General features: G+C 45.9%; 26 protein-coding genes, 1 tRNA gene and 1 pseudogene. 3 read left to right on the top strand and 25 right to left on the bottom strand.

All coding sequences use genetic code 11. The features are described 5' to 3' along the window. The first annotated feature begins 33 nt into the window (after window positions 1-33). Window positions 34-110, top strand: a tRNA-Arg gene (locus LGZ99_RS01830). Between the two features lie 55 nt (window positions 111-165). On the opposite strand, the gene LGZ99_RS01825 is transcribed toward LGZ99_RS01830, so the two are convergent. The 4 genes from LGZ99_RS01825 to LGZ99_RS01810 all read right to left on the bottom strand — a co-directional run bounded on the left by LGZ99_RS01825 (window position 166) and on the right by LGZ99_RS01810 (window position 2,974). Further along, window positions 166-360 carry a helix-turn-helix transcriptional regulator gene (locus LGZ99_RS01825; RefSeq protein WP_021323806.1) on the bottom strand — a complete coding sequence of 65 codons (195 nt, stop codon included), beginning with the start codon at window positions 358-360 and terminating at the stop codon, window positions 166-168. Window positions 361-607: 247 nt separating this feature from the next. After that, complete coding sequence (locus LGZ99_RS01820) at window positions 608-1,276, bottom strand: CoA transferase subunit B (RefSeq protein WP_021323805.1); 669 nt, start codon at window positions 1,274-1,276, stop codon at window positions 608-610. Continuing rightward, window positions 1,276-1,938 carry an acetate CoA-transferase subunit alpha gene (atoD, locus tag LGZ99_RS01815; RefSeq protein WP_021323804.1) on the bottom strand — a complete coding sequence of 221 codons (663 nt, stop codon included), beginning with the start codon at window positions 1,936-1,938 and terminating at the stop codon, window positions 1,276-1,278. Before atoD ends, LGZ99_RS01820 begins: the two co-directional genes overlap by 1 nt. Window positions 1,939-2,563: 625 nt before the next feature. After that, window positions 2,564-2,974 carry a hypothetical protein gene (locus LGZ99_RS01810; RefSeq protein ID WP_021323803.1) on the bottom strand — a complete coding sequence of 137 codons (411 nt, stop codon included), beginning with the start codon at window positions 2,972-2,974 and terminating at the stop codon, window positions 2,564-2,566. A 45-nt stretch (window positions 2,975-3,019) separates the two neighbouring features. On the opposite strand from LGZ99_RS01810, the pseudogene LGZ99_RS01805 reads away from it, so the two are divergent. Together LGZ99_RS01805 and cspE are read left to right on the top strand one after the other, a co-directional pair. After that, window positions 3,020-3,391: pseudogene (locus tag LGZ99_RS01805) on the top strand (IS630 family transposase); the annotation flags it as partial. Between the two features lie 598 nt (window positions 3,392-3,989). Beyond that, complete coding sequence (gene cspE / locus LGZ99_RS01800; RefSeq protein ID WP_021323801.1) at window positions 3,990-4,205, top strand: transcription antiterminator/RNA stability regulator CspE; 216 nt, start codon at window positions 3,990-3,992, stop codon at window positions 4,203-4,205. A gap of 256 nt (window positions 4,206-4,461) precedes the next feature. Here cspE and LGZ99_RS01795 read toward each other — a convergent pair whose 3' ends face one another. The 21 genes from LGZ99_RS01795 to LGZ99_RS01695 all read right to left on the bottom strand — a co-directional run bounded on the left by LGZ99_RS01795 (window position 4,462) and on the right by LGZ99_RS01695 (window position 20,979). After that, complete coding sequence (locus LGZ99_RS01795) at window positions 4,462-4,854, bottom strand: CesT family type III secretion system chaperone (RefSeq protein ID WP_039877968.1); 393 nt, start codon at window positions 4,852-4,854, stop codon at window positions 4,462-4,464. Next, window positions 4,851-5,834 (bottom strand): YopT-type cysteine protease domain-containing protein, encoded by a 984-nt coding sequence (locus LGZ99_RS01790; protein WP_021323799.1) that lies wholly within the window; start codon window positions 5,832-5,834, stop codon window positions 4,851-4,853. Before LGZ99_RS01790 ends, LGZ99_RS01795 begins: the two co-directional genes overlap by 4 nt. 281 nt (window positions 5,835-6,115) lie before the next feature. Next, complete coding sequence (locus LGZ99_RS01785) at window positions 6,116-6,733, bottom strand: HrpE/YscL family type III secretion apparatus protein (RefSeq protein WP_036836899.1); 618 nt, start codon at window positions 6,731-6,733, stop codon at window positions 6,116-6,118. Next, window positions 6,712-7,338, bottom strand: coding sequence for a Yop proteins translocation protein K (locus LGZ99_RS01780; protein ID WP_036836897.1), 627 nt, complete (start codon window positions 7,336-7,338; stop codon window positions 6,712-6,714). The genes LGZ99_RS01785 and LGZ99_RS01780 overlap by 22 nt, the downstream gene beginning before the upstream one ends. Then, window positions 7,338-8,075, bottom strand: coding sequence for a type III secretion system inner membrane ring lipoprotein SctJ (gene sctJ, locus LGZ99_RS01775; protein WP_031280950.1), 738 nt, complete (start codon window positions 8,073-8,075; stop codon window positions 7,338-7,340). The genes LGZ99_RS01780 and sctJ overlap by 1 nt, the downstream gene beginning before the upstream one ends. Before the next feature lie 6 nt (window positions 8,076-8,081). Continuing rightward, on the bottom strand, window positions 8,082-8,420 hold the full coding sequence (gene sctI / locus LGZ99_RS01770; RefSeq protein WP_021323795.1) for a type III secretion system inner rod subunit SctI: 339 nt from the start codon (window positions 8,418-8,420) through the stop codon (window positions 8,082-8,084). After that, a complete protein-coding gene (locus tag LGZ99_RS01765; protein ID WP_023045018.1) occupies window positions 8,420-8,986 on the bottom strand; it encodes a YopR family T3SS polymerization control protein in 567 nt (188 codons plus the stop codon). Before LGZ99_RS01765 ends, sctI begins: the two co-directional genes overlap by 1 nt. Continuing rightward, complete coding sequence (locus LGZ99_RS01760) at window positions 8,979-9,332, bottom strand: YscG family type III secretion system chaperone (RefSeq protein ID WP_023045019.1); 354 nt, start codon at window positions 9,330-9,332, stop codon at window positions 8,979-8,981. The genes LGZ99_RS01765 and LGZ99_RS01760 overlap by 8 nt, the downstream gene beginning before the upstream one ends. Before the next feature lie 2 nt (window positions 9,333-9,334). Further along, window positions 9,335-9,589, bottom strand: coding sequence for a type III secretion system needle filament subunit SctF (gene sctF / locus LGZ99_RS01755; RefSeq protein ID WP_262978811.1), 255 nt, complete (start codon window positions 9,587-9,589; stop codon window positions 9,335-9,337). Then, complete coding sequence (locus LGZ99_RS01750) at window positions 9,573-9,794, bottom strand: EscE/YscE/SsaE family type III secretion system needle protein co-chaperone (protein ID WP_021323791.1); 222 nt, start codon at window positions 9,792-9,794, stop codon at window positions 9,573-9,575. The genes sctF and LGZ99_RS01750 overlap by 17 nt, the downstream gene beginning before the upstream one ends. After that, window positions 9,791-11,062 carry a type III secretion system inner membrane ring subunit SctD gene (sctD, locus tag LGZ99_RS01745; protein WP_315903446.1) on the bottom strand — a complete coding sequence of 424 codons (1,272 nt, stop codon included), beginning with the start codon at window positions 11,060-11,062 and terminating at the stop codon, window positions 9,791-9,793. The genes LGZ99_RS01750 and sctD overlap by 4 nt, the downstream gene beginning before the upstream one ends. After that, the gene (sctC, locus tag LGZ99_RS01740; protein ID WP_390893997.1) at window positions 11,059-12,897 is read right to left on the bottom strand and encodes a type III secretion system outer membrane ring subunit SctC; all 1,839 of its coding nucleotides are present in this window, start codon (window positions 12,895-12,897) and stop codon (window positions 11,059-11,061) included. The genes sctD and sctC overlap by 4 nt, the downstream gene beginning before the upstream one ends. After that, window positions 12,885-13,307 (bottom strand): YscB family type III secretion system chaperone, encoded by a 423-nt coding sequence (locus LGZ99_RS01735; RefSeq protein WP_036836893.1) that lies wholly within the window; start codon window positions 13,305-13,307, stop codon window positions 12,885-12,887. The genes sctC and LGZ99_RS01735 overlap by 13 nt, the downstream gene beginning before the upstream one ends. A gap of 14 nt (window positions 13,308-13,321) precedes the next feature. Continuing rightward, on the bottom strand, window positions 13,322-14,158 hold the full coding sequence (locus tag LGZ99_RS01730; RefSeq protein ID WP_036836890.1) for a T3SS regulon anti-activator ExsD domain-containing protein: 837 nt from the start codon (window positions 14,156-14,158) through the stop codon (window positions 13,322-13,324). A 114-nt stretch (window positions 14,159-14,272) separates the two neighbouring features. Next, on the bottom strand, window positions 14,273-15,091 hold the full coding sequence (locus LGZ99_RS01725) for a helix-turn-helix transcriptional regulator (RefSeq protein WP_036836887.1): 819 nt from the start codon (window positions 15,089-15,091) through the stop codon (window positions 14,273-14,275). An 850-nt stretch (window positions 15,092-15,941) separates the two neighbouring features. Next, on the bottom strand, window positions 15,942-16,997 hold the full coding sequence (gene sctU, locus LGZ99_RS01720; RefSeq protein WP_021323786.1) for a type III secretion system export apparatus subunit SctU: 1,056 nt from the start codon (window positions 16,995-16,997) through the stop codon (window positions 15,942-15,944). Further along, entirely contained in the window at window positions 16,994-17,782 is a 789-nt protein-coding gene (gene sctT / locus LGZ99_RS01715) for a type III secretion system export apparatus subunit SctT (RefSeq protein WP_021323785.1), read from the bottom strand. The genes sctU and sctT overlap by 4 nt, the downstream gene beginning before the upstream one ends. Continuing rightward, on the bottom strand, window positions 17,779-18,045 hold the full coding sequence (gene sctS / locus LGZ99_RS01710; RefSeq protein ID WP_021323784.1) for a type III secretion system export apparatus subunit SctS: 267 nt from the start codon (window positions 18,043-18,045) through the stop codon (window positions 17,779-17,781). The genes sctT and sctS overlap by 4 nt, the downstream gene beginning before the upstream one ends. A gap of 2 nt (window positions 18,046-18,047) precedes the next feature. Further along, a complete protein-coding gene (gene sctR / locus LGZ99_RS01705) occupies window positions 18,048-18,701 on the bottom strand; it encodes a type III secretion system export apparatus subunit SctR (RefSeq protein ID WP_021323783.1) in 654 nt (217 codons plus the stop codon). Further along, window positions 18,698-19,627, bottom strand: a complete 930-nt coding sequence (sctQ, locus tag LGZ99_RS01700; protein ID WP_036836884.1) for a type III secretion system cytoplasmic ring protein SctQ — start codon at window positions 19,625-19,627, stop codon at window positions 18,698-18,700. The genes sctR and sctQ overlap by 4 nt, the downstream gene beginning before the upstream one ends. Next, entirely contained in the window at window positions 19,624-20,979 is a 1,356-nt protein-coding gene (locus tag LGZ99_RS01695) for a type III secretion system needle length determinant (protein WP_051769097.1), read from the bottom strand. The genes sctQ and LGZ99_RS01695 overlap by 4 nt, the downstream gene beginning before the upstream one ends. Window positions 20,980-20,984 lie beyond the last annotated feature (5 nt).

Genomic DNA, 20,984 nt, shown 5'->3' with positions numbered 1-20,984 from the left:
CTCGCATTACAGATGCAGCTCATCTCCCAAGATGCGCCCTTAGCTCAGCTGGATAGAGCAACGGCCTTCTAAGCCGTAGGTCACAGGTTCGAATCCTGTAGGGCGTACCAGGAAAATCAAAGAGTTACCCGCATTTCTGCGGGGGTCGTTGGAAAAGCAGGTGTTCTAACGGGTGCTGTTAGATGTTTGCTCTCTTACCCATTTCTCGTATGCGTTTTCAGGCCAGCCAAGAAATATTCCACCTAGGGTTTTTTCTGGCTCAGGAAACTCTTTTCTCTTTGCACACATCTTCCACAATGTAGGATGGCTTTTTCCTGTTAATTGGCACATTTCTTTAAGTCCAATATACCTTGCCGCCATTTCGTTAATCCCCTTCCTTGGTGTAACCAGCCGCCAAAACTGTTTTAGTTACAGATGCAGGTGGAGATATCATAGGCTCAATCTCTTTATATTTTTTTAGTTCACTTGCTACTGATATTAATTTATTAACTAATACAGATATTAGTGCATTTTTAAAAAATCAGTGTGGTCAGCGGTGTGGTAATTCTCAGTAGATCAAGGAGATAACCGCTGACAAAACCAGTTGGTATGTTGGAAATATGACCAATCATACTCCATCTTTTTTCTGCATTGGAATGGGCATGACTTTGAGATCATGTGCGACTCTGAATTCTGCTTCGGTTTTTGCCTGTAGAGTTTCTAGTGTGATACCTGGCGCATGTTCTTTCAGGATTAGCTGCCCCTGTTCAAAGTAGAAGACGGCCAGTTCGGTGACAATCATCTTGACTTTGTTGACGGCAGTTAGCGGCAGGGTACATTGCTTGAGGATCTTTGCGGATCCGTCTTTGGTACAGTGTTCCATTGCAATAATCACTTTGCGGGCACCCGTAACGAGATCCATCGCTCCCCCCATACCGAGCACCATTTTTCCCGGTATCATCCAACTGGCTAAGTTGGCATGTTGGTCGACTTGCAGAGCACCTAGCACACAAGCATCTATGTGACCACCGCGTATTAAAGCAAAAGAGAATGCACTGTCAAACATGGCGGCACCGGGCAGGATGCCACAGGCTTTTCCTCCGGCATTGACCAGATTCGGATGGGGTTCTGTAACGGGGCCAAGGCCCAGAAAGCCGTTTTCTGATTGTAGGGTAATATGAATGTTATCGGGCAGATAGTTCGCGACTAGTGTGGGAATACCGATGCCGAGGTTAACAACATCGCCGTCTTGTAGCTCAAGTGCAATACGATGGGCAATAAGTTGTTTGGTGTTCATTATGAATTTCCTCTCGGATAAACAATGTAGTCGATCAGTGCGCCAGGTGTCATAACGCAGTCCGGTGCAATCTCACCCACTTCAACCAATGCATCCGGCTCGGCAATCGTGATATCCGCAGCCAGAGCGATCACGGGGTTAAAATTACGGGCGCTTAACTGATAAGTCAGGTTGCCCTGATGATCGGAAAGATGGGCCTGAATCAACGCCAGATCAGCACGCAGTGGGAGTTCCAGCAGGTAGTCTGTTCTGTTGAGGGTTATTTTTTGTTTTCCGGCTTCTACAAAAGTACCCACGCCGGTAGGAGTCAGGAATCCGCCCAAACCTGCTCCGCCGCAGCGAATGCGTTCAATCAACGTGCCTAGAGGAACCAGTTCCACCTCTATTTCTCCAGCAATCATTTGGCGTCCAGTTTCCAGATTAGTGCCAATATGCGAGGTGATAACTTTTTTCACTCTGTTATTAACGATAAGAGGGCCGATGCCAAAGTCGACACGGCCAGTATCGTTAGCAATCAGCGTCAGATCTTTTACACTGGAATTGAGTAATGCGGTGATTAAACCAGGAGGTGTACCTACGCCTATAAAGCCGCCTACCATGATGGTCATTCCATCATAAAAATGCTCGGCGGTTTGCTGTATGCTAATGAGTTTATTTTTCATCAGTTAGCCTCTGGGAAATCCTGTTTTTCAGGGAGGGGAGAAGGCGCTTTTTGGGTTAGAACGATTAATTTTTTCATTTTTATATTTTCCTATAGGGTATCCCTTCCTTCTACTCAATCAGATAGTAAATGATAAGTATAGCTAAAGAGATTATTAGCATAACCTACATGAGCACTTTTCCTGGCAGAGTATATAGTGATAACTTGTTAATATTTTGTGATAAAATTGATAAGTCTGAGAGCATAGAAACCAGAAAATCAGAGATAACAGGTTCTATGTGACAGAAATACCGTTATTTTGAGTATAAATTGTTGCAGGGTGCGAGCAAGGGGCAAAACGGATAAATGTGAAAAGATTCTAATGAGTTTTCTTTGTTTTAGCTAAATGGAGCTGGTGATGTACTGGTTTGTTAAAAAGTTGGAGCATGTGTCATTTCCTTTTTTAGCGAATTTACTGAAATGACACAGAATTTCTAATATTTCCTTTCCCAATCTCTGCGTGTTGTCCATATTCACTATTTATTCACAAGAGCCGTCTGCGACAATGACGTCTACTGGAATAACCTCTTAATTTGGAAAGAATCCATTCAGAGTTTTATGTATCCGTTGCTTGAGGTCATTGCAGATTAGGGATTGTTGAGAGATATAGTTATAGTGCCAACTTTCATAAAGATGGGCATTGCTTCACCATAATTATGATCTCTACGGTTTTTTATTCCATAACTAAAATTAAAATATTTCATCTGATCTCCAGCGCTTAGTACTTCTCCATCGCGTGCGATAAGATTTTGACGAAATATTGTGTTAAGGCCATACACATTAGCGTCTTGTGGGGCGACGTCAATCACAACCTTTCCTGTATTCTGACCTTCTTTGGTCATGAAATTGAATAGACCTTGAGGATATTCTTTATTGTCAAGCTTAAGCGGGTAATTGCTACCATCTGCGGACATGATTTTTAATTCAGGTGTTCCAGCTCCGAGGTTGAAAGGTATTCCCTCTTGGTTAGGAAGATCTGCATTTATACCCGTAATCATTGAAGATGCTTGATTTTATCCGAAATGGAGATCATTATCCTCGCTATGAAAATATTTATTACATCAGAACAAAAAATCAAACTTGAACGTCTTCACGACACCACTCGTGATGGCCAAGTACGAGACAGAATAAAAGCTATCCTTCTGGCTTCTGAAGGGTGGAGTTCCGTGATGATAGCCCAGGCATTGCGACTCCATCAGACCACCGTTGACCGTCATATCAGTGATTACCTCAATCAAGGTAAACTTCAATCTGATAATGGGGGGTCTGATAGTTTATTTTCTCGAGAGCAAACTGACTTTTTAATCAACCACTTATCTAAAAATCTTTTCCATCACACACATGAAATTGTGGCCTATGTTACTCAGCTCTGGAATATTACCTTTAGCATTCCAAGCATGAATAAATGGCTACATTAATACCATAGCCAAATTTTTACCGGATTTGCAAGACAAGGCCACGTTTCTGTGGATATTCAATCGAATTTCTGAGGTGAGCTCAAATGCAAAATAGCAGAATACATTGGCATTATAGTGAGTTCAGTCGGTGTTATTAACGTAATGGGTGCGCTAATGCTGCTATATGTTGTTAAATGGTTGTAAAAGCGTGTGGACAGTGTACGTTTCAGTTCCAGTAGGTTTGTTAAGTGATTCACCCAATTTCCGGCATTCCAAATATGGTTTTAGGATAATAACTTTTTATAATTAGTCAGTTATAGCATTGGTGATGCTATGCAGTATGGGCAAATCAGCAATTTGGGAAAAGGGAAGCATCAAATAGAAAAAAATAAATGAAATTAAAATTTGCCAAATGCCATTAAATGTGAGTTAATAGCGTCACTGGTTTGGAAGTACAGACCTACTTTATGAAAAGCAAGTTAAAGCAGTTCACCATTTAGCGTTATCCACGATACCACTTCATTGCGAATTCCTTCTAATTAGTACCCATAAGTAAAACTGAAAAACAGACCTAATATGCCTTATGGCAACTTAAATAAAATTAAAGGAAAATTCTATGTCTAATGCAATGACTGGTTCAGTAAAATGGTTTAATAACGATAAAGGTTTTGGCTTTATTTCTCCGAAAGATGGTAGCAAAGACGTTTTTGTTCATTATTCTGCAATTCAGAGCAATAATTTCAAAACGCTGGAAGAAGGACAGGAAGTTTCATTCTCTATCGAGAATGGTGCTAAAGGTCCATCAGCGGTAAATGTTATCGTATTATCTTGATTTAACTTAAATGCTTAAATCCATTAACGGCTTTACGATAGCGATGAAGGTGAGAGCCTGAGCAGTTAAAGTTGTTAATAGTAAAAACCCGCTTAATTGCGGGTTTTTCGCATGTGTATTCGCCAAAATGTTACATGCTATTATTCCCTGTTTGTATAGAAAAAATCCGGCATAAGAAATGTATACCGGATTATCTTACAAAGGGCGCTAAATCTTGAGGCCTTCATTGCGCTTATAGCTCGATAGTCGTCCCTTTTCAGACCCGCATCAGGGAAGGAGGGGGCAGATCTTGAGGTTGCTGAGTGTCAGGTGCAAGGCGCTGCTCAATGTCATCAATGAAACGCTCTAACCAAGCCTGTAGTTCAACCACATCTACCTCGGACAGAGGGCGTTGTGACCACAGGATTGCTTGTCCATCCAGATCGCCCTGGACATGGGCGGGCCAATGTTGTCCAAAAAGGTTGTTAGAGCGGCTAACTTCGGAGCCTAATTCACAGAACAACTGTAGCCAATCATCGTGATAGCAGCCAATCAGTACCTGAAAACGTCCGTTGACCTCCAAAGTGTATATGTCATCGTCGGTAGGGGACGCAGGGAGGTCAAGTTTGGAGAACAGGGTTTCTATTAGTTGGTGGTAGTCGTGTGTCATTGTGTTTTAGGCTCGTAGTTAAGAACTTGGAAATGTTGTCCCAGGCCGATTTCCATGTTGTACATGGATTTGGGCCAGAAATCCTGGGTGAACCAGTTGGAGAATGAGGTTTTATCCGGGAAGTTGAACTCGCCGAAGTTAGGATCGAAGAAAGTGACCCCTTTTTGGTCATCTACATAGGCTGCTACTGTGTGTCCAGCCATCTGCCCTGAAAAACCGATCTTCTTGTAGCTAGAACCCTGATCGCCTGTATCCAGGATGGCGTTTAGCAGGTCTTCTGTGCCATTGCTGCCGGTCTGACCATTGATTTCGATTGGATTCTTGTAATCAATTGGTCCGTTGGCGCTTTGATAGGTTATCGTTTTCATGCGGGGTTGGATGCCGTTTTCACTGAGCCAGGATTCGGTCATTGTGTCTTGATCGGCACCCTGGGCTATGCCATCCATCTGTAATTGTTTGATGGAAACCAGAGAGTCGATATGGAACTGACCTTTCTGACCCCCAACATAGAGTTGGTCAAAGACGCTCTCACCTTTGGCATGGGCACTTATCCAGTGGGCGGATATGGATTCACAAACACCGCCAGCGGTGTCTTTGTGTTTCATGATTTGGTCCAGAAAGGCACCTTTGGTCTGGGCAAATTTGAAGGTGACTTCTCCGCCATGCTTACCCGCGGAATCTCGGACGCTCCCCAGCTTAGTGCTGACCGCAAAGTGAATGATTCGGTCCATTATCATACTGAAAGCGAAGCGGCTTTCCTGGTTTTTCTTGCCATCGGTTGTCAGCTGGCGATCGAGCATAGAGTGGCCCGGCAGGTTGCGTTGGATCGTGGCCGAGAGGCGTTCCAGCAACCTAGGTCTGGGTGAAGCGACTTTCAGGGAGCGACCAGAGAGTTCTCCCTGTGGCTGATTAACGGCTGTGGTGTCGAGTTGTTGGGTAGGAAATATTCTTTGGTGATTAATACCTGAGATGGGAGACAATGGTTACTCCTTGAATAGTTTTTTGCGGGATTATTCCAGGGAATATGAACCTGGATATCAGATAGAGTGAATCATAATGTTTTGTCGAAATAGAGAATATTAATAACGGCAGAAGAAATTTTCACTTTCCGTCGAAAACAAGTTGTATATCTGGAATGTTGTAAGACTCTCATTCCAGAAAGGTTCCAACTCTCTTTTTTATAGATGTTGCAGAAATAACGAATTCCCTGGTTATTACGTCAGGAATGTCTGTTTTTTTATCCATTTGGGTGGCGAAATAGTCAACTCTGCCATTGATTATTAATAGCGGACATGAGTGCGTCGAGTTGGCTATCTAAGCTGGCATCAATGATCCCGACTTCTGTTTCCAGAATGCAGCCGCCCTGATCGAGGCGATCATCCGCCGTGACTTCTAAGTAACCGATCTCAGGAAAGTCTTTATGTACCCGGGATATCTGTTCGCGTACTGTTGCGGCCTGTTCAGGATTAACCCGTAGGATGACTTGCTTTTGGTTGCTGACTAATGAAAGGGCTTCACGAACCACCTGTAAGGTAAGGGAAACTTGGTCATAATTCTTCAGGATCTTACGAACAGCTTGTAATACTACATTGCTCATTTGCTGCTCGATTTGTCGGTAATATTGCTGACACTGGAGCTGGGTTTGGTGAATCAAATTGGCTTGTTCTGCGCGGGCAGCATCAATACCGGCCTGCCAACCTAACTCTTTTTGTTGCTCATAAACGGTCTGAGCTTCACGTTCAATTTCCTGAGCCTGGATCTGGGCGGCATCAAGCAGAGACTGGGCGCTGAGGCAGGTTTGATAGTCTGCTTTACGCAATATCAGAAGTTCAGGAGAAAATTGAAGATGTTCTTTTGTTATTTTAATAAAAGGTAACATTCTGTATTCACTTGTTTAGCCAATTTGAGACACAATGCCTGTGCCAGTGGTCGTTCTGCCTGGCTGACAGGCCAGGCCGGGGAATGGTCATGAGGGGGAAGCCGCAAGCTCAGGCGTTTGGCGAAATCGGCAGGGAGTGGTTCCATAGCCATTAGCCAAAACTGTAAGGCACAGGTACGAAAATAGTTCGCATTGATTTCTGGTGGCAATGAACGTTGCCAACCAGTCGGCCAGTTGCCGATAATGATGTCGAGGTACTTTAAGCAAAAGTGATGCCCCTCTCTCCCAAGCGCGTCATGTAAATGGCGAAGTTCTGCCGCCAACAGGCAATGGCGAATAGCTTGCCCGTGAAGTAAGGCTCCCAGCCAGGTAAGAAGTTGTTCTAAGTATGATTGCTCCAGCAAGGCAATGTTTCCCAATCTGGCGGGTAACTCATAATCCACATTCAGGTCAAATTGAGTCAACAGTAGCCCATTGACTCTGGGAGAGCTACGCCATTCAGGAAGGGAGGACAAGACTGAAAGCCAATCTGGTGATAGATGGTCCGCATGAATATAACTGGCAGGGCAAAACCGAAATTGGTAGGGCGTTAGTGCTGTTACCATTATTGCATCCTGCTTCGGTGCCACAGGAACTGAGCCAGATTGCTGATGAATAACAAGGCTAATAATGAAACCAGAATTCCGATCAGGCGGCTTTGTGATTCTTCAGTAACCTGGATAGAGAATAGCGTGGAATAGCGAGGTGCTAACGGTACCTGGCGTACGCCCGCCGCAGGGACTAATACGACGCTAATGCGGTCATAACTCAGTCCTTCGATGCTGTTATTGACCAGTTGCTTTATCTGGGGAATATAAGTATCGAGTTGAACGTCGGCTGCGTGTTTGATAAACACAGAAGAAGAGGCCGGCGATAACTTCTTACCCAGTCTGTCTTGTTCCTCCGGCAAGACCACATGTACCCGTGCTACGAGTACGCCATCAATCTCAGAAAGCGTTCGGGCAATTTCCTGCGCTTTGGCGAAGTTGAGCCGTGCCCGTTCTTCTACCGGTGAGGAGATAAGGCCGTCTTTAGGGAAGACATCCTGTAAAGAGGAGAAATTCTCCCGTGGATATCCTTTACGTTTGAGCACCTCAACAGCTTGTGCGACATCAGATTCTTCGACTAATAGTTTGATATTGTCATCTTTGTCTGGTTGCTTATCAGAGGAAATTCCTGCTTCCCTGAGCAAGGCCAGCATTTCGTTGCCTTCTTTTTGGCTAACTCCAGTATAGAGTTCGATTTTACATCCTGTTAGCATGAAGACGGCTAACAGGATGCAGATTATAGAGTGTTTCTTCACGGCTCCTCACTGGGCTTTCATTAGGGTTTCAACGTTTTGATTCAATCGTCCTACTGTTTTGGCAATCAGCTCTTCTTGCAGGGTGATCCGCATTAGAGACCATTGCATTTGCATCAGGCTATTGGGATCACTGCCGGGGACTGCCAGCTGTGCTTCCAGATCTTGTTTAGCCTGAGTAAGTTGTTGTCTATACTGGCCCAGTTCGCTGATCAGGTTGTTTCCAAGTCCCTGATCTTGATTGGACATAGCCATTTCAAAATGTGCAACATTTTCGGCACTGGCCTGAGGTGTGTTGAGTTCATCCAGGCTGGTTATCAGTGTCTCGCTTATTTGTGGCAGGTCCATTATTCCTCCAAATCGAGTTTGTGTGAGTTTCGTATCAGGTTATCCACCATACCGTTACGGGGGATAAGTGTCTGCAACTCACGTCGGATTAGGTCACTCAGGTACTCGTTACCGTCTAGAGATTTAATCTCGCCGAGTACCTTGAGAAGGACAGTTTCCTGTTGTCGACCTGTGGGCGCGAATTCACGAATGATCGCTCTGAGTTCTGGCAAATCCAGTTGTGGCTTGACGGGTAATGTCAGGCCACCGAACTGCGACCACAGATGTTCTTGTACCGGGGCAATAAGTTTGCCCTCTAACTGAGCACGTTGGGAGGGCTGGCTATCAGTTGATAAGGTCTGATACCACTGCCAGGCGATTTTTCGCTGGGTCGCCGGATCGAAGTCACCTAAAACTTCCTCCAGAGATTCCCCCCGTATCCAGCGTTGTTGCCTCTCTTTCAGCGTCTGTTGATCAGGCATGAGTTCGAGTGCCTGTTCAAAGTCGTGCTTGTGCACAACGCTGACCGAAGGCTGTGCTGTTGGTTGCGACGGTATGTTGTAGGATGATCCTTCGATCCTATTCATGAGTCAGTTGCTCACGCATACCGTCAACAAAAGACAACAATTGCGGGTCGTCACTGCCCGCCATTCGCGTCAGTCTTTGCTCCAGGGCTGATGCCAGTCCCAGACGCCATTCACACAAAGCCAACCAGGGTTCCAGACTGGGCCAGGGAAGATCCCGGCCAAAATCCAGAGCCTGTTGATATTTGCCTTGGTTCGTCAGAGAAGAGAGCCGAATCAGGTTTCCTGCTTCTTGCCCCTCCTCGTTTAACATTAGCCAGTCGGCAATAATATTGGCTTCGTCATGGCAGTGGTGGCCGCTTCCAACCAGAGCAATATCTGCCAGTAGCCCTTTGAGTGAACGTGTCATGATTAGATCTTCTGTAATATACCCTGCATCAGGTCCTTCATGGACCGGGTGACAGTGGAGTTAATGTTGTAGATGACTGACCACTTGTTGATTTTGTGTTGTAAATCTGCCAACACGGCAGGGTTATCCGGACCTTTGTTGAGTTCGACGATTGCATCATTAACGTCGCTGTTGGCTGTATCAGCTTGGGTCTTAAGTTGAGCAGCAACCTTATCAAGTGTATTAACTGTTGTTGCGGAACTAAAAATCTGGGCCATGATGGCCTCCTTCTGTTGTGTTAAGTATTGTGATTGCAGCTTGGAGGGCGTCAGCCTCCTGCTGCCATTGTTGGTATTCTTGTACAGAACCACCACGTCTCAGGCGTTGTTTAATATCGTTCAGCGCCTGAGAGAGGCGGTGTTGAATTTCGTTGACATAAGCGGGATCAGCACCGAACAGTCGTGCTTCCAAGGATGTCATCATAAAGTTGGGCTCCTGTTAAGTTTGACGATAAATTGCTGCTCACCTTTGATAATAACAATGGCATCTCGACGGATAGCTTCGATCCTCAAACCATTTTCTGTTGTTGCTCCGACGGGATAACGCAGGTTATTTTTTAGTATCACGTAAGGTACACGTCCCAGAGAAACCGCTCGGACGTCGAAATTGAGTTCATCATTGCGGGAGAGCCGGTTGTTATTCAGCAATACCAGTGTTGGTCGGTTGCCGAATTCTTGCTTAAATACTTGCTGTAAGCGGTAGAAATTATGAGTCTGGAGTTCATCCAATTGACCTGTGAACTCGATACGATCGCTTTTATCCTGGTAAGTCAGCGAGTTGGGTAAATCATGTTTAGCCAATAACATATCCAGTCGTTTGAGATGACCACCGGTTAGCCGCGTCTGGTTTTCTATACCAAGTAAGCCCGGAACATCACGTTTGAGCAGTGACTCAATGTCATTCCATTGCTGATCAGGATCAGTTAATTCTCCTGTAAGGCGGATCCAACCGGGTAGTTTGCCATCGCCGCTCTGGACCTGGGTATAACCTAATTTTTGTAAAATGAAATCCACTCCCTGACGTAATTCCTCCATGGTACGTAACTCCAGCCGATAATTGAGGGAGTGAGTATCAAGATACTGTTGCAGTGCCAATCGTTGGTGGTTGAAGTTCACGTAACCCTTGAGCAGCAACGACTCATTATTGGGCATCATTTGTACACTAACCTGACGATAGGCTGAATCGTCATTAAGGAAACGGCGCAGTTCCTGTTCGGCCATACCATGGGATGGGTTATGCCTTTGCCACCCTTCATGCCCAAGCAGCGCCAGAAAGCCGAGTGCCAGTACCAGACAGAGTATCAGCATCCCGCCGGCAGCCCGGCTACGATTTTGCCGGGCAGGGCGCTGGTGTGGTGTTACCGCCGGTTCAGCGAGTTGATTTGGGAATGTCTGTTGTTGGTCACAGAAAGCCCATAGTAACGGCCCCGCCTCTTGGCGAGCCAATGCTTGCAGTGAAACCCCCGGTGACAGGGGTTCACCATTCTGACTTGGTACTGCTTCACCGGCCCATTCCAACAGGCGGATTGAGTCTGATTCTACTTCTAAGACGAGGTGTACAGGGGCAACATCTTCATCCACCAGAACGATATCTGCCTGTAAGGGGTCCGAACCGATGGCTAAACGTCCTTCAGCTAAATTGACCTCAATACTTTTATTCAGTCCACGGTAGAAGCGAATTTTCCAACTCATCTGCTCGCCTTATCTTGCGCACGAACACACCAGGTATCCTTAAGTGAACATTGTTGCTCAATGACTCGCCATCCATAAGTCTTGCCCATTCGGCATGAGGCCAAAAATGAGCTTTTACCTGCTTGCCGTAGTGTTTCCTGTGCTTGGCGGGCCGGGGATAAAGATTGGCATTGTGCGCCGGCCAGTACTTTACTCAGAGAAACGCTCTGATTAGAGAGATCTTGTGTTGCCAGTAACCGATGACGTAGATCTTGTCCGTTGCCAAGAGCCAGATAATGAGCTATCCCATCATCAATCAGCCGTGGCTCAATAATAAATAGTCGTACTGAGCGTCGAACTTGTTCAGTGGTACTGCGGAACAAAACACCCAAGTAGGGGATATCGCCTAAAAATGGCACTTTGCGCTGGGTTTCACTCATCTCGTCACGGTAGATGCCGCCGATCAGTAAGCTTTGCCCATGCCCAACCCGGGCAACGGTATCGACAATGGTTCGGCTGATGGTAGGAATGCCATCCAGGCCTGAACTGTTGGGTTTCTGGTTACCATCTTCAATGTGCAGACTCAAACTGATTTCAGGGGAATCTCCGATTTGGATGACTCTGGGAGTCATGCGCAGCATCGTGCCATAGGTGAGGCTTTTAAGCTCGGCAACTCGTTCACCATTAACTTTTACGTAATAGGTTTCATTGTGGTCAATGACTGCTTGAGTATTCTCCTGAGTTAAAAGTGTCGGGCGGGAGACAACCTGAGCACTGCCTTTACTCTCTAACAGGGTTATTTTTGCCAGTAGGTAATCCAGGCCACGGCGATCAACTAAGCTACCCAGTGCTGCTGAACCGATGCTCTCTCCTTTTTCCTTTTTCTCCCTGGTAGTGGTGATATCGATAAGATGGCGAGGTCCGGTATTGATGCCTACCTGCCAGTCGACACCCAGTTCAGAAAGGTTGTCGGCGTTGATGTCGACGATGGAAAGTGCAACTTCAATACGCGCAGAGGGTTTGTCCAGTGCGTTGATTAAATGTGCGTACATGGACATCCTTTCCGGGGTGTCACGTACAATGATTGCGTTTAGGGACGGTTCTGCCTGTACAACAGCACGGCTTGAATGGTTTCCGCCCATAGTCGATGCTGTTTCACCAGTGACAGTCGTCACATTGGCATCGCTGAGCAGGCGGGAGAGAATAGTGGCAATACCAGGCGCTTCAATATTGCTATCACGATACTGGATCTGACGGTCTGTAACTGAAGCGTATTTTAGAGGGAAAATTTCTACTGTTAACGCTCCGGTTTTTTCGCTACGCAGCAGTGATTGCTGTTCCAGTGCGGACGCAGTCTGATCGACCAGTTCAAGATAGCGGGGAGGGCCTGATACGTACACCAGTTGGTTACCTGCATCTGGACGCCAGCCAAAGCGCGGTTCCCAAATACCGGAACGTTTCATGGCTTGCTGTAGCTCTGTTGCGTTGGTTTGTTCAAGCTTAAGGAGACGCGATTGTATTTCGCTGTTTTTGAATACATAAAGCACACTCCCATCGTAATACCAGACCAGGTTATAGAGAGAGGATAAATGTTGCAGGAATTCCTGAGGGCCATCTTGTTCAAAATGGCCGTTAACCTGATCGGTCACCTTATCGCTGACAACCACTGATGCGTCATAGTTAGCACCGAAATTAACCAGCACATCCCGCAAGCTTTCTCCTTTTGCCAGATAGTCATAAGGCATGGGCAGCCAATCCAGATCCTGGCTAAAAGCCGAAGAGAGCATCACGCTACTGATACTCAACGACAACAGTAAGGAACGGCACAGCCGTTGGAACTGTTTCATGGCTGCCATATTACTTGTTTCCATTGAGGGGAAGATTGCGTTTCCGATAATAATTCCATAATTTGTCCCAGTAAATCGACATGCATAGTTAGCATCTGTTCCAGGATTTGAACATCCAGGCTGTCAGGATCAAGGCGAGCCTCCAGAATAAGATTCTCTGATTCATCCAGGGTCAGTGCGTGGGGAGCATGGCGTCCCCAACGAGTGACTTGTTGCAGCAGTGTCTTCAGTTGTTCAGTGCCTGATGGATCTTTTGGGTTATGGCGCCAGTTTAGAGGGCTGGATAACACAAGTTCAGTTCCTTGTTGGCGAAGAAACAGGTTGTAGTTATCAATGTGCAAATGGTAATGCCCTTGTCCGTCGGAAACAAAAGGTTTCTGGCCCAAGCGACTGGCCAAATGATTGAGTAGAGTTTGCATGTTTCCTCTAATGATTAGGTCGTCGTCGATTGCCAATAAAAACTGTCCTGTGGCAAGCACAGGGCACGAGAACAGAGCCATTGTTGCAAGTGGATAGCAGCTTCTGTGTCGTACTTTAAAGCGGTCAACCATGTCCAGCAGGGAGACAGCACTTCAGGAACCGGGGTGAAAACTGTCAAATTGTCGTCGGTCTGGAGTGCATCCAGACCGGTAAACCAGTTGGGCCATGCTTCATGGGCCTGGTTTTCCGCTGTCAACAGCAGTTTTTCTAATAGTTGCTTGCGTTGGTTGAGCGCTGTTTGCAAGGATATAACCTCTTGATAGTGTTGTTCCCGGCATTGAGATGATACGTTTTCAACCTGTTGCCAAAAGTGCGCCTTAGCACGCAGTTGCCGTTCTTGAATCTGCAACTGATCAAGTTCGATGAACCAGAGTTCTATCTCTGGTTCTAGCAGGCGGAGCCACCAATCAAATAGTGGCTGTAGTACCCAATGCTGTAAAAGATGCCTGTCGGCCAAGTTAATGTGGTCACCCAGTACCGTGTTCCAGTCACATTCTGATTTTGCCGCCGCTCTGATTAGCTGTTGCAGGTCATTACGTTTCAAAGCTTGCCCACAATTTAGCCGTCTGCCAAACCAAACAGATTTCATTAAGCTTTCCAGAAGATGTCTGGGCAAAAGGCGTTTTAACAGAACAAACTGTTGGTTATTGATAATGTCTCTATTCTGGTACTGAATAGACGGTAATTTTCCGAGCAACTGTTCTCGGCGCGGAATCCCAGACTGCATGACAGAGATCTTGCGGCCGAGAAACATGCTGGTTCGAGTCTGATTATGGTCTTGCTGGCTCATGCTATGCTCATCTTGCTGCTAGTCACTCTTGTCGATTAGATTAGGAATGGCCTTATTTTATCTGTCAGGCCAATGGTTAACTTGTAAAAAACGTCAGATTATTTTAGCCAATCGTTACTCTTTGCCATATCTGGCACGACTGGGGGTGCAATCAAAGCGTCTCCGATAGCTTTGAGTAAAATAGGATTGGCTGGAGAATCCGGCTTCCATTGAGATATCAACAATACTCATCTCACTATTGAGTAGTAGCTGATGTGCATAAAGAATACGGCGCTCACTGATCCAGGCTCGTGGTGATATGCCGTATACGGAGCGGAATAGCTCTTTGAAAGTGGTTAATCCCATGCCGAATTCTTTAGCGAATTCGCTAAGTTTCCATTCTTTGAGGTAGTGATTTTCCATAAAGCTCTGTAAACGTTCTACCTGGCGGTTGCTCAGTTGTCGTAATACTGACATGAGCAAAATCCCTTGTTCCTCAAAAGACATTAACAATAGCAATTCTTCCGTTCTTAATTGACCCAAGGCTGGGGGGTAATCATGAGCCAATAGATCGACCAGCCCACTAACACTCTGGGATAATAGCGGAGATGAGGTAAATGCAATCAACTCGGGTGTTGGCACATTATGTCGCTCGACTTCGCTGAGCAGAGTACCAAAACGTTGCAGAAAACCGTGAAGGAAAGTGGTACTTAACGGTAACCAGAGTAGCTTGCAGGTATCACTACGCGTTTTTGCTGCGTAACTGCCACGACGAACAAAAAGCAGTTCATTATGAGAGAGATTGTAAGTATTGGTACTGTCCTGCCATGTCATCTCACCTTCGAGCAGGATATATATCCCTTCCTGATGATGCTCTATAACGTTGAAGGCAGGCATGCTACGCTGGAACAGAGTGATATCCATTCCCTTCCCTGATGTTGTGATGCCGTTCATTTTATTGTCCTGGATCTATTGGTGTTGTCTTAAAAAAATATAAATTACGTTATTCTTATTGATATTAAATATATGTTTTCTTTGGTTTTACTACCTGCAATAGACAGGAAGAATAGTTTTATGTGTTTAACGGGATAGCGAGTTATAAGGCCTTTTAATTAAAACGGTTTTTCTTCTGGTGGCATATTAATGTTCTCGATCTGAATAATAGTATTATTCTCACATTTTATAAATGACAGATGAAAAGCGCTCAATTTTTTTACATAGTAAAGATTGCCTGTAGATTCCTCATTCTGAGTCATAAGTTGGGCTTTTTATTTTGTCTCAATTATTAGTTTTCTCCTTTTTATTCAGATAATGTATGGATGATTCAAAATACGTCAATTATTGTCATGATCATCTGAGTATTAATTGATTAAAAAGCGCAGAAGTCAGTGTACAACAAGATCTAATAGCTCAAATAACCCTCGCATACTTGCATAATAGTAGATCACTTGATAAGAAATTCAAATCTGGTTTGAACGATTTTATCAATCGATAAAAAGAAAGAATCAATCTAACTGAATTGGATTGTTTATTATAATATCGTTTAAGGAACACTGAGCTATCAGTAGTCATCTTTATTTATCTTAAATTTGTTGTAATTATGTGGTTTGGTCGCAATGAATTAAGAAGTGAACCTGAGTCGAGTTTTTATCAAGTTGCTTCGTAAAGGTGGTTCAATGCGTTATAAACTGAATAAATTTTAAATACTGAGCCGCTGGGAATGATCGACACATAGCGAACATTGACTTACAGAGCGGTCAATATAGTGCATTTTACACCTAAAGAAGCGCTATTTGAGGGTAGATTACGGCTCAGGAGAGCGATCTTGCCACTGTTCCAGCCAGCGTAAAACTTCTGCGGTGGCTTGAATGAGATCAGCAGGGATATAGTTATCGATGAGGCCATCCTGATAAAGTGCCCGTGCGAGAGGAATTCGCTGTAATACTGGAATACCTTCCTCTTCGGCAATACGCCGGACTTGCAGGGCTTGCGCATCGGTGAACTTAAGCGTAATAAGAGGTAAAGGAGTCTCTCCTTTCTTGTAGCGGATACCGACGGCAATATGAGTTGGGTTGGCAACGATCACTGATGAATTTTTGACGCTGGCGCGCATATTGCTTGATTGTAATTCCTGGTGAAATTGGCGTCGCTTGCTTTTGATCTCCGGGCTGCCTTCACTCTCTTTATATTCGCGCTTAATCTCGTCTTTGCTCATTCTGAGCTTCTTGATATGTTGGTAGTGTTCGAAGGCATAATCGGCAATAGAAATCACGATAAACCCGATACCACATACGGTCATTAACTGAGTTAACATCATACCGAGCACAGGGATAATACATCTTGTTCCACACTCCGGCAGGTACAGCAGCGCCTGTAGATTACCTTCCAGGGTAACCCAGACCAGGATACAGAGCAGCGTCACTTTGAGTATTGATTTGACGAATTCCATCAGACTCTTGATAGAGAAGATTCTTTTGGCCCCTTCAATAGGATTGATCTTTTTGATGTCAGGCTTGATGGAATTCCCACTCAACAGGAAGCCGTATTGGGCAAGGTGTGATGCTAACGATAACAAAGCGGAAACGCACAGAATTGGCAGGCAGAGGTAAACCAGCTCCTGCATCAGGTTTTCAACGACATGATTGAAGGCCTGGGGAAAGGGTTTCTCCAGCAGACTAGCCGGGATCAGCATCAATTTACTCAGATGTTCCAAATAGTATTCGGACATGACTATTATCATACCGATCAGTCCCAGGATTAAGGAGGTCGATACTACTTCGTTGCTTTTGGTTACCTGGCCCTTCTTACGGGCATCTCTGAGTTTTTTGGGAGTAGGCTGTTCAGTTTTTTCTCCACTCATAGCGCCTCCAGGACAGGAATTAACATGCGCACAGGAGAGAGCGTTAACAACACCTTATCATAAGCATGATGCATCAGTAATCGGATATAGATAACCAGTAACAGACTGGCAATTGCACTCTTGATTGGCATCGCCAATACGAAAACATTGAGAGATGGAGCGAAACGGCTAATCAGTGCCAGCCCGAACTCGGCCAGAAACATGGCAATTAATAAAGGGGCTGCCATCAGGGCGCAAAGTTGCAACAGATAGCTGAATTGGCCGTAGAAAAAACTGATCCATTGGCTGGTAATGTGGGGGAAAAACTGAGCCACCGGCCAACTGTTGTAACTCTGAAATAGGGCGCCAAGCAGACTAAGGAAAGCGCCGCCGGAGAAAAAAAGCGTAATCAGAGTTTGAGTCAATAGCAGACCTGTAGGTGAAGTTTGGCTTCCCAGAGATGGGTTAAGTACCGAAGCCATGGTTGCTCCCCGTTGGTTATCGATAATAAATCCGGTGGCTTCCATGGCCCAAAATGGGATAGAAGCGATAAAGCCGATTAGCAGACCAAGCAGGACTTCCTTACCGAGCAACAGCGTCAATTCCAGGCTACCAAATGCCGGCAGGGGGGTATCTGCTACGGTTGGGTAAGCATAGAGAGCCAGTGAGCAAGCCACACCGTTGCGAATCATTCCACCGCCCAGCATCTGTTTGCTGAGTACAGGAAATATTACAAAGCAGCTCATAATGCGGGGTAACAGCAGGGTGTAAGCAAGGATTTGTTGCTGGAGCTCTGGTAGGGTCATTTGATCAGTGGCACCTTAAGAAAAGCCATGTTGGCGAAGCTGTAGAGCTCGTTGCCAAGCCAGGTAGCCGTGGCGAACAAGGTAATAATGACCGCAATTAATTTGATGACAAAACCCAGCGTTTGTTCTTGTATTTGGGTAAGTGCTTGGATCAATGAGACCAATGTTCCCACCGCGGCAGCCATCAGTACCGGTGGCAGAGAAAGAATTAGCACCAGCCAGAGAGATTGGCTGGTGAAGTGCAAAATATCAGCATTACTCATATTCAGGCTCCATAACTGATGACAAGGCCGTGTGTCAGGCGTGTCCAGCCATCAAGCAGGACAAATAGCAGTAACTTGAAAGGAAGAGAGATGGTCATGGGAGAAACCATCATCATCCCCATCGCGAGCAGAATATTAGAAATAATGAGATCGATCGCAATGAACGGCAGATAAAGAAGAAACCCAATTTCAAAGGCTCGGGTTAATTCACTGACTGTAAAGGCTGGCAGCAGGATCAACAGGCTATCTGGCTCCAGCCGGTCTGCATATTGGCTTGGCCAAATCTGTCGGGTGCTATCAATAAAGAAGGTGCGCTCACTGGGCTTAATATGTTGTTTGAGAAAGTTCCGGTAAGGTGCTATTCCTTCTTCCATAAATTTTTCTACCGATTCTGCGTTGCTGAATGAAACTTCATTCTGGCGCAGATAATCTTGAGTAGCGAAACCCACCGGGGCCATGACATAGATGGTGAGGATAATTGCTAATCCATACATAGCCATATTGGGGGGGATTTGTTGTACTCCCAGAGCGTTACGCAACAAAGAAAATACCACTGCAAGTTTGAGAAAAGAGGTGGCCATGACTGCAATAAAGGGGAGCAGAGCCAATAAGGCCAGCCCGATGATAAGATCCAACTCGTTTGGTAGTTGGATCATGATTGTTTCTCCGCAAAGAGATGCTCAACCCTTACACCCAAACGTCCCTGAATATCCACTAACCGCCCTGAACCGAGGCATTTCTGATTGACGAGAATACGTACCTCACCGTCTGGCGGAACACCAAGATCGATCAATGAACCGGGTTGCAGACTGGTAAGCGTATGTAAATCCAGAGTCTGACGACCAACTTCGAAACTGACATGAACCTCCAGGCTGTTTAAGTCCGTTACCGGCAGAGTACTGTCAGGACTGTCAGGAGAGAGAGAGTGCATAGTGATTAACTCCAGTTTATGTTCATGGTATTTAAAGTAGGCCCAAGGGCGTCCTTCCAGATGTGCTAACAGAGGAGCATTTGGTTGTTGCTGCGGGGGCAGTAGCAACACATCCCCTGGTTCCAAGGTGTGAAACTCGTCTAAAGTCAGGCTTATTGCCCCCCATTGCAGAGAAAGTTGTAATGGAATGGGCAAGTACTCGCCAGGTTGACGTTTCGGCAATATGGTAAGTAAGGGCGAGGGTTCTGGTAACCAGAGTGGCAATGTGGCACCTGGCCGCTCAAGGCGTAGTAATAAGCAGGCTGACAAAGAGAGGTCTGTCATGGTTCGCAGCGCGGACCATGACAGATCGGGTAGTGCTTTGCTTTGGTATTCCATCAGTGCCAGCAGCAGATCCTGAGGGAGTGAAGCCAGATCTGCTTGTTGTAGATCGGGGGCGAGCCACAGAGCCAGCTCGGTTGCATGGCAGTAAAAAGAGAAAGTATGCCCCTTCCAGTGGGCGATCAGCACCTTGTCTAGCGTTTGGGGAGGAGAAACGATATCCAGAGTGAGATGACCATCAGCCCAGTTAAATTGTTGCTGATGATGGCTCAGGGTTTGACGCAGAGTCAATTCTTCCAATGAGACTTTGGGTAGGGTCAGGCTATTCATACATCGTTTTTCCATTCTTCATATACGCTGCGACTCTGGCGTGAACCGTGCTCGCTATCTGTTTGAGACGGGAGAGAGAGTTCGACAGTTTGTGTTGGATAAAGGAGCTGTAGACGTTCAAGCAGCTCAAAGCGTGCCTGCTTTAATTGTTGTTGGGCTGCCGGGTTCGCCAAAATCTCTATTTGAAGTTTGCCATTCTCATTGGTTAGTTGAATCTCAATAGCACCCAAGTTAGGGAGTGTCAGATGTAATGTTGGCGGACGTTGCTGCCGTGTTAGTTCGATACTGATTTCCACACTCAATTTATCGATCAACATCTCCAAAAGAGGGGAAATGGTTGAGGTTGCTTGCATTGTAGCCAGTATGCGCTCGCCTGGCAGAAGCTGTGTTTGTGGAAAGAAGGGCATTTTCCCGTTTGATTCATCAGGATAGGAGGGTTGAAGGTCAGACTCTTTTGGCTTTGATGCCAATAAATGGTATGTCTCGATTTCAGTAAGGACCTTTTTTTCCGTGATGCTAATTTCATTAGCATGGGGAATAGGAAAAGCTAGGCCTGCCTGCTGGCGGGGAAGTATGTCTTGCTCTTGTGTATCTTGCTGAGATCTGGATATGTCGGGCGTTGTTTGCGCCACTGCATAATATATCGGTTCATCGTTTGCGTCTTTCTGTGCAGGAATAGTGGCTGTGTCAGGATAGACCACAACAGAGGACATGATATCAACCGGTTTTAGGTTAGTGGCAGGGAGGGCCAGGTCTGGCTGGCGCGCCAGGATAGCGGGTGCTGACAGAGACTCTTTTATCTCGATAGCGATCTCATTGAGACGATCAACAGAGGCCAATAAGCTTTTCTTCTGATTTTGAGGTTGTGCGGGTACATATTGGCCTGGTAATGGATGAGGCACAACCGCAGGTGTCATGTTGGCCGGCTCAAGATTGGGAGTGTGTACTGGGAGGTCAGGCGTCGCCAGAGAGTTTGCCCTTGTATCATGTTCCTGGGACTCTTTTTTTTGCTCCAGGTTAGCTTGGTTCTCTTCTCTCTTATGTGAAAAAGAAGAGGAGCTATGGCATGGCAGTGGTAATGTGTGTTTATGCGGGTCATCAGTTGCCTGGTGTGTGGAGGCAAATGGAGGAAGCTCCTCATTTTCGTCATGCGTGGCATGTAGATCCGCTGTTGTGCTGTTTGTGGCCGAGTCGGTTAATAGTTGGTCCACCCGTCTTGTTGTTGATTGACGTGTATTGTTGGTATGAGTGGCGATAGCCAGTTCGAAACGGCGCTGCAAATCTGCGTCCGCCGCTTCGGGGGACGTTGGGAGGGAGGGGACACTTTTGCCGATAGCTGTCAGTGGGTTCATGCTCT

This window comes from Photorhabdus temperata (assembly GCF_025384845.1).
Classification (GTDB): domain Bacteria; phylum Pseudomonadota; class Gammaproteobacteria; order Enterobacterales; family Enterobacteriaceae; genus Photorhabdus; species Photorhabdus temperata.
The sequence above is the reverse complement of the archived record's forward strand: the minus strand, read 5'-3'. Positions and strand labels throughout refer to the sequence as shown.